Below are 15052 nucleotides of genomic sequence, written 5' to 3'. Positions count from 1 at the left end.
CGCTACGACAAACGAGCCCGCCACTACAAAGCCCTGGTCACCATCGCCTGCCTGCGACTATGGCTCCCCAACTGACATTGCGGACACGCCCTAGGCCGCGAGGTCGTTGTGGTCGGTGCCGGTGGCCGGGCCCCCGATGCGGGGCTCGGGGATGCCGACCGCCTCCGGGTGCCGCGGCGCGTCCGCCCGGCGGGAGCGGACCAGCCGGGCCGCACGGCCCGAGCGGGCGACGGCGGAGACCACCGGGGTGAGCAGCGCGAGGGCGAGCGGGGCGAGGAGCAGCGCCACCGCCGTACCGAGGGCGAAGCCGCCGATCACGTCGGTCGGATAGTGGACGCCCATGTAGACCCGGGCGAAGCCCTCGGCGAGGGCGAGGCCGATGGCGGCGAGCCCGAACCGGCGGTGGGCGACGAAGAGACCGACCCCGAGGGCCATCGCCAGGGTGGCGTGATCGCTGACGAAGGAGAAGTCGGTCTTCCCCTCGACGAGGACCTCGAGCCCCCGATGGTCCCTGAAGGGCCGGGGACGCTCGACGAAGCCGCGGATGGGGATGTTCACCAGGAGGGCGATTCCGGCGGCCAGCGGGGCCCAGACGAGCCCGGTGACGGCCGAGACGGAGTCGGCGAGGGTGCCACGCCGGCGGACGCTCCACCAGCACCACAGCACGACGAGGGCCATCGCGAGCATGATCCCGTACTCGCCGACGAACCCCATGACGCGGTCGAACCACGGCGGGGCGGCCTTGGCCAGCCCGTTGATGTCGTAGAGCAGGCTGACATCGGGGTTCGAACCGTCCGATGCGAGTCCAGCCATGAGCTGCGGCCCCTTGCTGTCGTGTCTGGTTTTCCAACCCCCGTGGTCAGAGCGGTCGGATCAGGGAACGAACCGCCTGAGGCGCACGTTCCGCTCGCTCCGGTGGATCATGACGACGTTATCGAAGAGTGACGGTTCACCGCAGCTCAGGGCCTGTGCATGACGGAGAGTTCCGGCCATGTCCGGTACGACCGGACGGTCCGTCTGCTCCGTTCAGGCCTGCGGCGGATGGGTCGGCAGCGCCGCCGCGCCCTCCGCCGTGACCCGGGTCGCGCCGAAGTAGTCGGGGGTGTCGATCCGGTCGAAACGGATCACCGCCCCGGTGCGCGGCGCGTCGATCATGTAACCGCCACCGACGTAGATGCCGACGTGCCGGATGGCCCGGGAGTTGGTCAGGTCGTCGGAGAAGAAGACCAGGTCCCCAGGGAGCAGTTCGTCGCGCGAGGGGTGCGGCCCCGCGTTGTACTGATCGTTGGCGACGCGCGGCAGATCTATGCCGACGCTCTCGTACGCGGCCTGGGTCAGCCCGGAGCAGTCGAACCGGCCATTCTGCGCGGCCGTGCCCGTACCGCCCCAGAGGTACGGCGTGCCGAGCTTCCCCTGCGCGTAGTGGATGGCGCCCGCCGCCTGCCGGGAGGGATCGACGCGGCCCACCGGTCGGGCGAAGCTCTTCTCCAGGGACCGGATGATCCGCACGTAGTTCCGGGTCTCGCTGATCGGCGGCACCCCGCCGTGCTTGATCACCCGGTACGCGCCCGCGTTGTACGCGGCCAGCATGTTGTTCGCCGGATCCCCCGGCACGTTCTTCACATAGCCGGCGAGCTCGCAGTCGTACGAGGCCGCCGAGGGGATCGCGTCCTTGGGGTCCCAGATGTCCCGGTCGCCGTCCCCGTCGCCGTCCACACCGTGCCCGGCCCAGGTGCTGGGGATGAACTGGGCGATGCCCCGGGCGTCGGCGGAGGAGACGGCCCGCGGGTTCCAGCCGCTCTCCTGATAGAGCTGGGCGGCGAGCAGAGCCGGGTTGATGGCGGGACAGAGGTTCCCCCACCGCTGCACGAGCCCCTGGTAGAGCGCGGGGACCGAACCCTTCGCGAGGGCCACGGTGCCGTTCTTGCCGCTGCCCGCACCGCCGATGAGCCCGGCCGCGGCCGAGTACGTCCCGACGACGAGCAGCGCGACGAAGCTCACGCACACCCCGAAGGCCCCACCGGCCACCAGCCACGCCCTGCCGGCCCTACGCACCGTCAACCACCCCTCGGCTCTTGGCAGTACGCCCCGGGGCCAGTCTAGGCGGCAGGCCGCCTCCCGACACCGCCCCAAGAGTGCAACAACGACAATCATTGCCCGGAGTCACCCTGCGTGATACACAGAGTGACCATACGCTTCTTCGCATGGAAACCGGCCACACCACCGCAGGTCAAGACGGTCAGACCGGTCAAGTGTGCGGGGATCGGGTAAAGAGAGCCGTCAAGCCGTCACACGTGGGCGGTTTCATCAGCGAAGATAGGGCGATGACCCATGCCGTCCGGCAGGGGCAACTAACTACCCAACAGGGGCGGTGAGTTACATGTACCTGGCGGCAGAAAAGGGCGACATCACCACCATCATCGGTGGAATCGCCCCGAACTGGGGCCCTTTCGGCAGCCTGGGCGCCGAGGCCAAGATCATGATCGAGGTGGTGATGGCCGTGGCCATCCTGCTCTGCCTCGGCATCGCCATCTGGGGAGCGGCCAAGCAGCGCATCGGCGCCACCGCCCTCCGCGACACGTTCAGCGCGGAGCAGGGCAAGGGCCTGATCGTGGCCGGGCTCACCGGTGTCTTCATCATCGGGTCGCTGGGGACGCTCTTCACCATCGTGTACGGGATGGCCGTCTGATTCCCCGTCGGACCCCATCCACCTGAGATTGCTTTCCCTGATGTCCAGTCATGTTGCAGCACTGCCCGTACCGCGAACCAGTGAGGGGGCGTTCCCGGCATGAGTCCCGGTGACGAGCACGACAGCTTCGGCGGCGTGGGCGGATCGGGCCAGACCCGGACCCGCCTGCCCGAGGGCAACAGCGGCGACGTCTACGGCGGCGCACGCCGCCCCGTCCGCAGCTCCCGCTCCCTCATCACGGTCGTGGGCGTGGTGGTCCTCCTCGTCGCGGCCATCGCCTTCGCCAACCGCGGCGGCGGCGACCCCGCGGACGCGGCGGGCCCCTCCACCGACACCTCCGGCAAGACGGCCCCCACCGCCGCGACGGGCGTCCCCCCGGTCACCGGCAAGAACGGCCGGATCCCCACGGGTTACGCCCACGACGAGCAGGGCGCGCAGAGCGCGGCGACGAATTACGCGGTGGCGCTGGGGTCGGCGGAGATGTTCGCGGCCGCGACACGGAACGAGATCGTCCACGAGGTCTACGCCCCCTCCGTCGTCACCGCGCGCCAAGGCGATTTCGACAAGGTGTACACCGACAAGGGATTCCTGAGCCGGGTCGGTCTCCAGGAGGACGGCACCGCGCCGCAGGGGCTGACGTTCATCTCCCGCACCATCCCCGTGGGCTCGAAGGTGGAGAGCTACGCCGACGAGAAGGCGACGGTATCCGTCTGGTACTCGTCCCTGTTCGGCCTGTCCGGCGAGGGCTCCGAGCACCCCGTTTCCGAGGCTTGGTACACCAACTCGCTCGACCTCGAGTGGGTCGACGGCGACTGGAAGGTCACCGGCTTCACACAGAAGGACGGTCCCGTTCCCGTCGGCCGCGACCAGCGGGCGTCCACAGCCCAGGAGATGAGCGACGCTGTCGGCCAGTTCGGAGGCTTCACCTATGCCCGGTAAGCGCCTGCCCCGCGGCACCAGGATCGCAGCCACGCTCGGTGCGGCGCAGACAGCTCTCGTCCTGTTCTCCGGTCGCGCCTTCGCAGCACCGACCCCCACCCCGACCCCGAGCCCGAGCTCCAGTGCCGGCAACACCGACTGCGACCTGATTCGCGGCCCCGCAAGGGACCTCTGCGAGCGCGGCCAGACCGGCGGCACCGGCGGCGGCACCCCCGCCACCGACCCCACCTCCGCCGTCGACCCCCTCTCCTCCCTCGCCCGCGGCTGCGCCGACGCCGCCATCGCCACCATCGACTACCTCTCCAAGGCCGTGAAGGAGACCGCCGACGTCGACTTCACCAATCTGGAGTTCCTCGGCCGGTACGCGATCGTCTTCGCCGCCGCGACCTTCCTCACGCTCCTCCTCTGGCTGCTCGCCGTCGCCAAGCGGGCGATCCGCGGTGTCCCGCTGACCGTCGCGCTCTCCGAGGCCATCGGTTTCCTCTGGCTGACGGTCCTCGCCTCCGCCTTCACGCCGCTGATCCTCTACACCGTCGTCAACGCCACCGACGCCGTCACCGAGGTCATCGCCTCCGGCACCGGTCAGCAGACCGACATCTTCTTCGGCAGCTTCAAGCAGGCCCTCCAGAAGGGCGACAGCATCGGTGGCGGCCCCATCATGCTGATCATCGTGTCCCTGGTGACCGTCCTCGCCGCGGGTGTGCTGTACCTGGAGCTGTTCCTCCGCGCCGTCATGCTGTACGTCGGCGCGCTCCTCGGTGTCGTGGTCTACGCCGGGCTCGTCGACAAGAACATGTGGGGCCATGTCCGCCGCTGGGCGGGCATCATGATCGCGGTGATCCTGGTCAAGCCGGTCATCGTCATCGTGCTCGGTCTGGCCGGCGCCCTCTCCTCCGGCACGGGCCCGGACTCCTTCTCCGCCGTCGTGTCCGGCCTCGCGATCATCCTGCTCGCGATCTTCGCCTCGGCGATGATCTACCGCTTCGTCCCCGGCTTCGGCGACGAGATCGCCGCCTCCCGCAACAACCGTCTCCACCGCGCGGGAGAGAACGCGGCCGCGGCCGTCATCTCCTCCCCCGCCTCCCTCGTCTCCCAGGGCATCAAGACCCACAGTGCCCGCGGCGACGGCGGCGGCCAGGCCTCCCAGCCGGCCCGTCCCGCCAACCCGATGTCCGGCGGCATGGCCGCCCACAGCAGCCGCGGCGGGGGCGGCGGCGCGACTCCCCCGCCCGCGCCCCGTAGCAGCAGCCCCACCGCGGGCACCCCGCACAGCAACCGCAAGAACTCTGGAGGTGCAGGGCGTTGACGACCCAGTCCCAGCCGGTCGCGCCCCGCCGTACGTATCTCGTGGGCCGGGCCCGGCCGAACGCGATCGTCGGCAAGAACCGCGAGACCGGCGAGATCGCCCTGATCATCGTCGGCGCCTTCCTCGGCATGATGAGCGGACTCCTCGTCCCCCTCCTCCCCCTGCGGATCGCGCTCCTCGCGGGCCTGCCCATGATCGCGATCGCCGCCGTGTACCTCCCGTACAAGCACCGCACGTTCTACAAGTGGTTCGAGATCAACCGCAGCTACAAGCGGATGCTCAAGCGCGGCACGGCCTACCGGTCGGTCGTCACCGAGGCGGGCACCCGGCTCGACGGCCGCGAGGTCGAGGTCGGCCCGCCGCCCGGCATCGGCCGCGTCGGCTGGCTCGCCGCCCCCTTCGGCCCGGACGAGATCGCCGTCCTGCTGCACGCCGACCGCCGCACCGTCACCGCCGCCATCGAGATCGAGGGCCCCGGCGTCGGTCTGCGCGACAGCGAGGACCAGGAGGCCCTGGTCGACCGTTTCGGCACCCTCCTGAAGCATGTCGCCAACGGCGACGGCTTCGTGACCCGTCTCCAGATGCTGGCCCGCACCCTCCCCGCCGACCCCGACGCACACGCGAAAGACGTCGGGCAGCGCGGCGACCCGCACGCGCCCGTGTGGCTCATGGAGTCGTACGACCAGCTCCAGTCGATGGTCTCCACCTCCAGCGAGCAGCACCGCGCCTATCTCGTCGCCTGTATGCACTACACGCGCGAACTCGCCGCCGAGGCCAATGCCATGGCCCGTGCCGCCAGGCACGCCTCCGGCGCCCGCAAGCTCGACCGCGACGCCGGCCTCGCCGTCGTCATGGCCCGCGAGCTCACCGACATCTGTGCCCGCCTGGCCGAGGCCGACATCCGCGTCCGCCAGCCCCTCGGCCAGTCCCGGCTCGCCTCACTCGTGCACTCCATGTACGACCCGGACCACCCCATCGACCACATCCAGGCCATGACGAAACGAAACGCTTGGCCCGCGGAACTGGACGCGATGGAGCCGACGTACCTCCAGGCGAAGACCCGGGAGTCCTCCACCCGCGCGCCCTGGTGCCATGCCACGGCCTGGGTGAAGGAGTGGCCGATGACCCCGGTCGGCGTCAACTTCCTGGCGCCGCTGCTCGTCCACACCCCGGATGTGATCCGGACGGTCGCCGTGACCATGGATCTGGAGCCCACCGAGGTCGCGATCGAGCGGATGCTCACCGAGAAGACCAACGACGAGGCCGACGCCAGCCGCGCCGCCAAGATGAACCGCACGGTCGACCCGCGCGACATCGCCGCGCACGGCCGGCTCGACCAGCGGGGTGAAGATCTCGCCAGTGGCGCGGCCGGAGTGAACCTGGTCGGGTACATCACGGTGTCGTCGCGTTCGCCCGAGGCCCTGGCCCGGGACAAGCGCACGATCAGGGCCTCCGCCGGCAAGTCGTATCTGAAGCTGGAGTGGTGCGACCGCGAGCACCACCGGGCCTTTGTGAACACCCTGCCGTTCGCGACCGGCATCCGCCGCTAGGGCCGAAGGGGCACAGACCCATGCGAGATCCGCTGTCCGTCCTCACCGACGCCTTCACCTCCTTCGTCTTCGGGAAGGTGGAGACGACCCGGCTGCCCGTCCGTACCTCCACGGGCCAGGCCCAGGCCGTCTACCTGCCGACCGCCGCCCCCGGTCTCGGCGACTCCGGCGTGATCATCGGCCGCGAGGTCTACAGCGGCAAGGGCTACATCTACGATCCCTTCCAGTTGTACGGGCAGCAGCTCCCCGCCCCGCACTGGCTGGTCCTCGGGGAGTCCGGCAACGGCAAGTCGGCCCTCGAGAAGACGTATGTGCTCCGCCAGCTCCGCTTCCGCGACCGGCAGGTCGTCGTCCTCGACGCCCAGGGCGAGGACGGTGTCGGCGAATGGAACCTCATCGCGCAGGAGCTGGGGATAACCCCCATCCGCCTGGACCCGATGGTCGCCAACGACTCGGGGATCCGACTCAATCCGCTCGACCCGTCGATCACCACGACCGGTCAGCTCGCCCTGCTCCGTACGATCATCGAGGTGGCGATGGGCCACGGCCTCGACGAACGCTCCGGCTTCGCGCTCAAGGTCGCCCACGCCCACGTCACCGAGCACACCACCCACCGTCAGCCGATCCTCACCGACATCGTGGAGCGGCTCCGCCACCCCGAGGCGGAATCGGCCGAGGCGATGAACGTCGACATAGACGATGTACGGGCCTGGGGCCTGGACGTCGCCCTCGTCCTCGACCGGCTGGTCGACGGTGACCTGCGGGGCATGTTCGACGGCCCGACGACCGTCGGCATCGACCTCGACGCGCCGCTGATCGTCTTCGACCTGTCCCACATCGACCGCAACTCCATCGCCATGCCGATCCTCATGGCGATCGTCGGCGTCTGGCTGGAGCACACCTGGATCCGCCCCGACCGGAAGAAGCGCATCTTCCTCGTCGAGGAGGCCTGGCACATCATCAACAGCCCGTTCGTGGCGCAGCTGTTCCAGCGGCTGCTCAAGTTCGGCCGCCGCCTCGGTCTGTCCTTCGTCGCCGTCGTCCACCATCTCTCCGACGTCGTCGACGGAGCGGCGGCGAAGGAGGCGGCGGCGATCCTCAAGATGGCGTCCACCCGGACCATCTACGCCCAGAAGGCCGACGAGGCACGCAATACGGGCCGGGTCCTCGGCCTGCCACGCTGGGCGGTCGAGATCATCCCGACCCTCACCCCGGGCATCGCGGTCTGGGACGTCAACGGCAATGTGCAGGTGGTCAAGCACCTCATCACCGAACGAGAACGCCCGCTCGTCTACACCGACCGCGCCATGACCGAGGCCTCGGACCCGTCCGTCGACCCCGAGCTGGAGTGGGAGACGGAGCAGCGCGCGATCCTCGTCGAGCAACAGTTGAACGGCACGTCGCAGTCGACGGTGGCCTAGATGGACACGGCACGGAAAGGGGGAGGAGTCTCCGACGGGCTGCTGCTCAGCCTGTTCGGCCTCCTCCTCTGTCTCACGGTCCTGGTGTGGACGGCGACCGGCCTGGCAGGTCTGTTCTCCCACGGCGCCTGGCCGCGGGGCGTCGCCTTCACGGGCACTCCCTCGGCCCTGCGCTCCCTGGTGACGGCCCCGAAGGACCTCGCGGCGGCCTGGCCGGCCACTCCGCCGGGCGAGCTGTCGGGGTACGGGCTCTTCTGGGGCCTGCTGATCGGCGAGGCGATGATCCTGCTCGTCCTCGCGGTCTTCACCCTGGGCACGATCGCCCGCTGGCGGGCCGTCCGGGCGAACAGGAAGGCGGGGGTGTACGGGACGGCCCCCGAGCCCGTACGGGAGACCCGGGCGCCGTCGGTGAGGGAGACCCGGGCGCCGGTACGCGAGAGGCCCGTACGGCAGCGGCGGAGGCTCGCGGCCGAGGAGCCCGTTCACGAGAAGCCCGGGTACGAGGAGCAGGCGGACGGGACGTCCTCGCACGAGCGGTCGGGCGGCGAGAGGTCCGGCGGCGACGAGCCCGTCGCCGACAAGACCGACGAGACCGAAGAGCCCGCGCACAGGGCCGCTCCCCCGGCCCCCCGCCGGCCGTCCGCACAGCCCGCGCCAGAGCCGTCCGCACCGGAGCCGTACACGCCGGAGCCGCCCGCGGCCGTGATCCCCGCTCCCGCCCCCCAGGGCTCCCCCCGCACGTTCTTCGGCCTCCCGGAGGCCCGCCGTCCCGTCGCCGTGCAGGCGATCCAGGACGCCGAGGGACCGGTTCTGGTGGTCACCTCCGACCCCACGGTCTGGTCCGCGACCAAGGACGCGCGGGGCAAGCTCGGCCCGGTCCTCGTCCACGACCCGGGCCACCTCTGCGACACCCCCGCCCGGCTCCACTGGTCGCCCTCCGAGCACTGCGAGGACCCGGCCGTGGCGACGGAGCGGGCCGTCGCCCTGCTGGCTCCCGTACGCCCGCGCTCCCGGCTGGACGCGGCGACCGCGGAGACTGCGGAAACGCTCCTGCGCTGCTGGCTGCACGCCGCCGCCGTGGACGGGCGCCCGTTCCGCCAGGTCCACCGCTGGGCCCAGGGCACGGGCGCCCATGAGCCGGTACGGATCCTCCGCAGCCACCCGAAAGCCGCGTCCGGCCACGCGGGACTCCTGGAGTCGGCCCTCACGGCCCACCCCGAAAGCCGCCGCCTCGCCCAGGAACTGACGGCCCGTGCGCTCGGGGCGCTCTCCTCGATCCACATCAGGGAGGCCTGCACCCCGAATCGAACGGATTCGCTGGCGCTCGCATCTTTCCTGCCCGAAGGGGGCACCCTCTACGTGGTGGGGGAACCGATCGAGGATCCCCGCACCCACCCCGGCGCGATGCCGCTCCTGACGGCGCTCGCCGCAAGCGTGGTCGAGCACGGCCGCCGCATGGCCGCACGGTCATCCGACGGTCGGCTCGACCCACCAATGACCCTCGTCCTGGACGACGTCGCCGCCGTGGCCCCGCTCCCCCAGCTCCCGGAGCTCCTCGCCGCCGGCCACACCCAGGGTCTCCCGACCCTGGCCCTGATGCGCTCCGGGGAGCAGGCCAGGTCCCGCTGGCCCGAGAGCCTGCTGACCCCACGCGGCTGACCCCAGGCGGCTGACCCCACGCCGCTGGGTCCCCGGCCCGCTCCGGGTCAGAGGGCGCGGCCGCGCAGGGAGTGCAGATGGGCGCGGGCGGCCTCGGCGGCATGGGTGAACCAGTCGGCGATGACCGCGGTCTCCTCCGGGGTGTACCGGGCGAAGACCTCCTCCAGGCGGGCGTAGAACGGCTGGTACAGCGCGACGACCCGCGCGGCCGCGTCCGGGTCCGCGACGACGCGCACCCGCCGCCGGTCGGCGGGGTCCGGGGCCCGATGGGCGTACCCGGCCTTCTCCAGCCGGTTGAGCACTCCGGTCACGGCCCCCGTGGTGAGGTTGACGCGCTCCGCCAGGTCTCCGGCCGACAGCGGCTCCTCGCCGGCGCCGAGCACATGCCCGAGACAGGTCAGGTCGGTCACGTTGAGGCCGAGCGCCTGCGCGACCTCCTGCTGGCCGATGAGGCCCAGGGCCACGTACGCGTCCATCCGATGGATCGCCTCGCCGACGGTGGCCGGGGGACGGCTCTTGCCCTCCACGCAGAGACTCCTTAGCATCTAAGTTACTTAGCTCGTGAGATAAAACATCACGTCGATGCCCTCATCCTGCCTGCCCCGACACCCCCACAGGAGCATCCATGAGTGCCCACGGCCACGTCGACCTCGGCCACACCCTGGCCGGATGGACCGGAACCGCCCTCGCCGGACTGGGCTCCGCCGTCGCCGGCGCGGGAGTCTGCCTCGACCGCACCTGGGCCCTGTGGCTCGGCGCGGCACTGGTCGTGCTCGCCGCCGCCACGACCTGGACCCTCCACCTGGCGGGCTGGGGCAAGCCCTCCGGCCCCCGCCCCGCCCACCAGTGGGACTGGCGGGTCCGCGACACCACCGCCCGCCACAGCCACCCCGACTGCCTCGGCTGCCGCCTCGCGGGCCGCCACGCCACGGCCACCGCCCGGACGCGGCCGCGCACCGAACCGGCCCCCGGCACCCCCTGACCCAGGCCCCGCCCGGGGACCCCTACGACAGGGCCCTGGACGTCCGCCGGATCTCGTACTCGTCCTCCATCGCCGTTTCGTGCCCCGGCATCGGCACCCGCTCCCCCGTCGCCACGAACCCGAAACGGCGGTAGAAGGCGGCGGCCCGCGCGTTCTCCTCGTGGACGTACAGCCGCACCCGCTCGACCGGCTCCGCCAGCGACCAGGACCACTCCACACCGGCGCGGAACAGCGCGTCGATCACACCGGTCCCCCGCACCTCGGGGCGCACATAGACACCCACGATGTGCGTCTGGTCGACCTCCGCCGGCGCCCCGAAGCGCACCTCGTCCGCAGGCCGCTCCACCAACAGCGTGATCGTGCCCGCCCAGCTCCCGTCCGGGGCCTCGGCCACGAACTGCCGCACGGTCCCGGCCCCGCTCTCGGACGCCCCCTCGGCACGGTCCTGCCAGAAGTCGTCCGGATGCCGCACGGCCGCCTCGTACGTTTCGAGGAACGCGAGATGCGCGACCGGGTCCCGCAGGGCAGCCAGACGGATCTCGCGGGCCCGCTCCCACTCGTCGGCGCGGATGACACGTATCGCAAAGTCCATGGGGCCGATCCTCCCCACCACCGCACGCCCCTGACAAGGGCTTTTCCCCGTCGTACCCAGGTACTACGCCCGCGGCCCGGCTCCCGCCCGCGGTCTGACGAACCGTCGCCGCCCGCTCCCTAACGTCGAAGACATGATCCGAGCAGAGAACCTCACCAAGCGGTACGGGGACACCACCGTCGTCCAGGACCTCAGCTTCACCGTCCACCCCGGCGTCGTCACCGGCTTCCTCGGCCCCAACGGAGCCGGCAAGTCCACCACCCTCCGCATGATCCTCGGCCTCGACGCCCCCACCCGCGGCCACGCCACCGTCGACGGCCGCCCCTACGCCCGGCACGGCGCCCCGCTCACCCGCGTCGGCGCCCTCCTCGAAGCCCGCTCCGTGCACCCGGGCCGCTCCGCCCACCACCATCTGACGGCCCTCGCCCACACCCACGGCATCCCCCCGGCCCGGGTCGAGAAGGTCCTCGCCCTCACCGGCCTCACCCATGTCGCCCGCAAGCGCGTGAAGGGCTTCTCCCTCGGCATGGGCCAGCGCCTCGGGATCGCCGCGGCACTCCTCGGCGACCCGGCCACCGTCGTCCTCGACGAACCGGTCAACGGCCTCGACCCCGAGGGCGTCCTCTGGATCCGCACCCTCCTCAAGTCCCTGGCCGCCGAGGGCCGTACCGTCCTCGTCTCCTCCCACCTGATGAGCGAGATGGCCCTCACCGCCGACCATCTCGTCGTCATCGGCAAGGGCCGCCTCCTCGCCGACACCACGGTCGACGAACTCGTCCGCACCTCCGGCGGCACCTCCGTCAAGGTCGTCACCCCGGACGCCGACCGGCTGCGCACCCTGCTCCCCGGCGCCGGGATCACCGTGGAGGCCCCCGACACCCTCCTCGTCACCGGTGCGGACGCGCCGGAGATCGGCCGGACGGCCGCCGCCCATGGCCTCCCCCTCCATGAACTGACCCCGCAGGCACCCTCGCTGGAGCAGGCGTTCATGGCCCTCACCCACGATTCCGTCGAGTACCAGGGAGCGTCCGCATGACCACCCCGACCCTCACGCGTACCGCCACCCCGGCCGACACCCCGACCGTGACCCCGCGCCTCACCCACGCGCGCGTGCTCCGCTCCGAGTGGCACAAGCTGTGGACCGTCCGCTCGACCTGGATCACCGTCCTCAGCGCCGTCGCACTCGTCCTCGGCGTGGGCATCCTCATGGGCGCCACCTACACCTCCGACGGCGGCGACTCCGACGTCGACACCGTCATCCTCACCCTGTACGGCTCCCAGCTCGGCGCCATCGCCCTCGCCGTCCTCGGCATCCTGGTCACTGCCGGCGAGTACGCGACGGGCATGATCCGCGCCACCCTCACCGCCGTCCCGAGCCGCCTCCCCGTCCTCGGCGCGAAGGCCGCCGTCTACGCGGGAGTCGTCCTCGCGCTCACGTTCCTCACCAACCTGACGACCTTCCTCACCGCCCAGCTCTTCCTCTCCGACAGCGACCAGGCGGCCTCCCTCACCGACGACGGCGTCCTCGGCGCCCTCGCGGGCAACGCCGCCGGCATCACCCTCCTCGGCGTGATCGCCCTCGGACTCGGCGCCGGCCTCCGCTCGGTACCCGGCGCGATCGGTGCCTTCGTCGGCGGCGTGATGATCCTGCCCGAGGTCCTCGGGATGCTCCCGTACGAGGTGATGGAGACGGTCGTCCGGTACTTCCCCACCCAGGCGGCCGGCGCCCTCGGCTCCGCGACCCCGATGCCCGGCGCCGCGTCCCCCGGCACCGCCCTCCTCGCCCTGCTCCTGTGGGCGGCCACGGCACTCGCCGTGCCCGCGCTCTTGCTCAAGCGCCGGGACGTATGAGGATGATGATCACGTGACGACGGAGACGACCGGAGCGACGGGCCTCAGCACCCACATCCAGCGACTGCTCACCCGCGTCCGGTCCTTCGACTCCCGCCGCTCCTGGCCGTGGGACACCGCACTCACGCTCTTCTGGACGGCGGTGGCCCTCGTGGACGCGTCGGGCGGCTGGCGGAACACCGCCCCCGACCCGACCGTCCCGGCCCGGCTCGTGGTCACCCTCAGCCTGCTCCTCAGCCTCCCGCTGTACCTGCGCCGCCGCAGCCCCACGGCCGTCCTCGCCGTGATGGCCTGCGCGGCGCTCGTCAGTGCCGCCTCGGGCGCCTTCCTCCAGGCCTGCTACCTCCAGCTGATCCCGCTCTTCCACATCGCGCTCACCCGCCGCCCCCGCGCCCTGCTGTGGGCCGCCGCCCTGCTCGTACCGCCGCTCGTGACGGGCGCCGTCCGCTTCCCCCGGGGAAGCTGGGACCAGCACGTCGTCCCCACCCTGTGGGGATACGCGCTCGTCGCCCTCCTCGGCGTCGCGGTCCGCTCCCGCAAGGACCACACGGCCGCGCTCGTCGACCGGGCCCGCCGGCTGGAGATCGAACGCGACCAGGAGGTCCGGCTCGCCGCGGCGGCCGAACGCACCAGGATCGCCCGCGAGATGCACGACATCATCGGCCACAACCTCGCGGTCATCACGGGCCTCGCGGACGGCGGCCGATACGCGGCGGCCAAGCACCCCGAGCGAGCCGCCCAGGCCCTCGACGCCATCGGTACGACGAGCCGCGAGGCCCTCGCCGAACTCCGCCGTCTCCTGGGCGTCCTGCGCGACGACGAGCAGGAGGCGGCCCGCGGCCCCCAGCCCACCCTGGCCGACCTCGACACCCTGATCACCGGGGTACGCAACGCGGGCCTGCCGGTACGACTGGACCTCCAGGACTCCCCCACGCCCCAACCACTCACACCGGGAGCGCAACTGACGGTCTACCGGACCGTCCAGGAAGCCCTGACCAACACCCTCAAGCACGCCGGCGAAGGCGCGAGGGCGACCGTGCTCCTGACGTACACCCCTCAAGAGGTACGGGCGGAGATCACGAACACCGGCGCGAGCACGACCGACACCCAGGGCCTGGACCGGCCCCAGGGCCAAGGGCTCACAGGAATGCGCGAACGCGCGGCCCTCTACGACGGCACACTCGAAAGCGGCCCGCTGCCGACCGGCGGCTGGCTCGTCAGACTCCGCATCCCCCGGGAGGGTTCCCCCTCGTGACGACCGTTCTCATCGCCGACGACCAGCCGATGCAGCGCTTCGGCTTCCGCATGCTGCTGGAGAGCCAGGACGACATGACCGTCGTCGGCGAGGCCTCGAACGGCACCGAGGCGATCCGGCTGGTCGACCGGCACCACCCCGACGTCGTCCTGATGGACATCCGGATGCCCGGCCTCGACGGCATCGAGGCGACCCGCCGCATCGTCGCCGCGGGCGCCCGTACCCGGATCCTGATCGTCACCACCTTCGACCTCGACGAGTACGCGTACGACGGCCTGCGGGCCGGCGCCAGCGGCTTCCTGGTGAAGGACGCCCAGCCGGAGGAACTCCTCGCCGGTGTCCGCGCGGTGGCCAGCGGCGACGCGGTCGTCGCCCCGAGCCTCACCCGCCGCCTTCTGGACGCCTACATCCACCATCTGCCGGAATCCGGTGCGCCGGGCCCGAGCCCGGAGGACGCCCGTCTCGGGGCCCTCACCGATCGGGAGCGCGAGATCCTCACCGTCATCGGCCAGGGCTGGACGAACGCCGAGATCGCCGAGCGCCTCCACCTCGCGGAATCGACGGTGAAGACCCACATCGGCCGCATCCTCGCGAAGACGGGCGCCCGGGACCGCGTGCAGGCGGTGATCCTGGCGTACGACACCCAACTCGTCACGCCGGCCTGACCCGAACGGGACGGGCCGGCCCCCTCCGAGGGGGTTCCGGCCCGTAAACGCAGAAAAGCCCCGCACCATAAGGTGCGGGGCTTTCCCACAATGATTGTTCGGCGGCGTCCTACTCTCCCACAGGGTCCCCCCTGCAGTACCAT

15 protein-coding genes are annotated in these 15052 nt (G+C 71.5%); 11 read left to right on the top strand and 4 right to left on the bottom strand.

Annotated features, from left to right (window positions below; all coding sequences use genetic code 11):
• Positions 1-90: 90 nt before the first annotated feature.
• The gene (locus IE311_RS36205; RefSeq protein WP_189836158.1) at positions 91-813 is read right to left on the bottom strand and encodes a phosphatase PAP2 family protein; all 723 of its coding nucleotides are present in this window, start codon (positions 811-813) and stop codon (positions 91-93) included.
• Between the two features lie 213 nt (positions 814-1026).
• Positions 1027-2061: a C40 family peptidase gene (locus IE311_RS36200; protein WP_308439855.1), complete on the bottom strand. Its 1035-nt coding sequence runs from the start codon at positions 2059-2061 to the stop codon at positions 1027-1029.
• Positions 2062-2380: 319 nt separating this feature from the next.
• Here IE311_RS36200 and IE311_RS36195 point away from each other — a divergent pair, with 319 nt between their 5' ends.
• The 6 genes from IE311_RS36195 to IE311_RS36170 all read left to right on the top strand — a co-directional run bounded on the left by IE311_RS36195 (position 2381) and on the right by IE311_RS36170 (position 9564).
• A complete protein-coding gene (locus IE311_RS36195) occupies positions 2381-2689 on the top strand; it encodes a hypothetical protein (RefSeq protein ID WP_017242359.1) in 309 nt (102 codons plus the stop codon).
• A gap of 99 nt (positions 2690-2788) precedes the next feature.
• Positions 2789-3628 (top strand): hypothetical protein, encoded by an 840-nt coding sequence (locus IE311_RS36190; RefSeq protein WP_189836157.1) that lies wholly within the window; start codon positions 2789-2791, stop codon positions 3626-3628.
• Positions 3618-4934, top strand: a complete 1317-nt coding sequence (locus IE311_RS36185) for a hypothetical protein (protein ID WP_189836156.1) — start codon at positions 3618-3620, stop codon at positions 4932-4934. Before IE311_RS36190 ends, IE311_RS36185 begins: the two co-directional genes overlap by 11 nt.
• Entirely contained in the window at positions 4931-6484 is a 1554-nt protein-coding gene (locus tag IE311_RS36180; protein ID WP_189836155.1) for an SCO6880 family protein, read from the top strand. The genes IE311_RS36185 and IE311_RS36180 overlap by 4 nt, the downstream gene beginning before the upstream one ends.
• Positions 6485-6504: 20 nt before the next feature.
• A complete protein-coding gene (locus IE311_RS36175; RefSeq protein WP_189836154.1) occupies positions 6505-7905 on the top strand; it encodes an ATP-binding protein in 1401 nt (466 codons plus the stop codon).
• Positions 7906-9564, top strand: coding sequence for a P-loop NTPase family protein (locus tag IE311_RS36170; RefSeq protein WP_189836153.1), 1659 nt, complete (start codon positions 7906-7908; stop codon positions 9562-9564). It begins immediately after the preceding gene.
• 47 nt (positions 9565-9611) lie between these two features.
• On the opposite strand, the gene IE311_RS36165 is transcribed toward IE311_RS36170, so the two are convergent.
• On the bottom strand, positions 9612-10091 hold the full coding sequence (locus tag IE311_RS36165; RefSeq protein ID WP_189836152.1) for a MarR family transcriptional regulator: 480 nt from the start codon (positions 10089-10091) through the stop codon (positions 9612-9614).
• Positions 10092-10189: 98 nt separating this feature from the next.
• Here IE311_RS36165 and IE311_RS36160 point away from each other — a divergent pair, with 98 nt between their 5' ends.
• Positions 10190-10546 (top strand): HGxxPAAW family protein, encoded by a 357-nt coding sequence (locus IE311_RS36160; RefSeq protein WP_189836151.1) that lies wholly within the window; start codon positions 10190-10192, stop codon positions 10544-10546.
• Between the two features lie 22 nt (positions 10547-10568).
• Here the strand turns inward: IE311_RS36160 and IE311_RS36155 are convergent, their stop codons facing one another.
• Entirely contained in the window at positions 10569-11138 is a 570-nt protein-coding gene (locus IE311_RS36155) for a GNAT family N-acetyltransferase (RefSeq protein WP_189836150.1), read from the bottom strand.
• 133 nt (positions 11139-11271) lie between these two features.
• On the opposite strand from IE311_RS36155, the gene IE311_RS36150 reads away from it, so the two are divergent.
• Genes IE311_RS36150 through IE311_RS36135 form a run of 4 tightly spaced genes read left to right on the top strand, consistent with a single transcriptional unit; the run spans position 11272 to position 14909 of the window.
• Positions 11272-12174 (top strand): ABC transporter ATP-binding protein, encoded by a 903-nt coding sequence (locus IE311_RS36150; RefSeq protein WP_189836149.1) that lies wholly within the window; start codon positions 11272-11274, stop codon positions 12172-12174.
• Entirely contained in the window at positions 12171-12989 is an 819-nt protein-coding gene (locus tag IE311_RS36145; RefSeq protein ID WP_189836148.1) for an ABC transporter permease, read from the top strand. The genes IE311_RS36150 and IE311_RS36145 overlap by 4 nt, the downstream gene beginning before the upstream one ends.
• Before the next feature lie 13 nt (positions 12990-13002).
• Complete coding sequence (locus IE311_RS36140; protein ID WP_189836147.1) at positions 13003-14244, top strand: sensor histidine kinase; 1242 nt, start codon at positions 13003-13005, stop codon at positions 14242-14244.
• Positions 14241-14909, top strand: a complete 669-nt coding sequence (locus IE311_RS36135) for a response regulator (protein WP_189836146.1) — start codon at positions 14241-14243, stop codon at positions 14907-14909. The genes IE311_RS36140 and IE311_RS36135 overlap by 4 nt, the downstream gene beginning before the upstream one ends.
• Positions 14910-15052 lie beyond the last annotated feature (143 nt).

It is taken from the genome of Streptomyces zaomyceticus (assembly GCF_014656215.1).
GTDB lineage: Bacteria > Actinomycetota > Actinomycetes > Streptomycetales > Streptomycetaceae > Streptomyces > Streptomyces zaomyceticus.
This window is presented reverse-complemented; position numbering and strand designations above follow the sequence as displayed.

Bases quoted from the DNA above. Each gene is read 5' to 3' on its own strand.
- IE311_RS36205 (WP_189836158.1), bottom strand. From the start codon at position 813: ATGGCTGGACTCGCATCGGACGGTTCGAACCCCGATGTCAGCCTGCTC.
- IE311_RS36195 (WP_017242359.1), top strand. From the start codon at position 2,381: ATGTACCTGGCGGCAGAAAAGGGCGACATCACCACCATCATCGGTGGA.
- IE311_RS36190 (WP_189836157.1), top strand. From the start codon at position 2,789: ATGAGTCCCGGTGACGAGCACGACAGCTTCGGCGGCGTGGGCGGATCG.
- IE311_RS36185 (WP_189836156.1), top strand. From the start codon at position 3,618: ATGCCCGGTAAGCGCCTGCCCCGCGGCACCAGGATCGCAGCCACGCTC.
- IE311_RS36175 (WP_189836154.1), top strand. From the start codon at position 6,505: ATGCGAGATCCGCTGTCCGTCCTCACCGACGCCTTCACCTCCTTCGTC.
- IE311_RS36170 (WP_189836153.1), top strand. From the start codon at position 7,906: ATGGACACGGCACGGAAAGGGGGAGGAGTCTCCGACGGGCTGCTGCTC.
- IE311_RS36160 (WP_189836151.1), top strand. From the start codon at position 10,190: ATGAGTGCCCACGGCCACGTCGACCTCGGCCACACCCTGGCCGGATGG.
- IE311_RS36155 (WP_189836150.1), bottom strand. From the start codon at position 11,138: ATGGACTTTGCGATACGTGTCATCCGCGCCGACGAGTGGGAGCGGGCC.
- IE311_RS36150 (WP_189836149.1), top strand. From the start codon at position 11,272: ATGATCCGAGCAGAGAACCTCACCAAGCGGTACGGGGACACCACCGTC.
- IE311_RS36145 (WP_189836148.1), top strand. From the start codon at position 12,171: ATGACCACCCCGACCCTCACGCGTACCGCCACCCCGGCCGACACCCCG.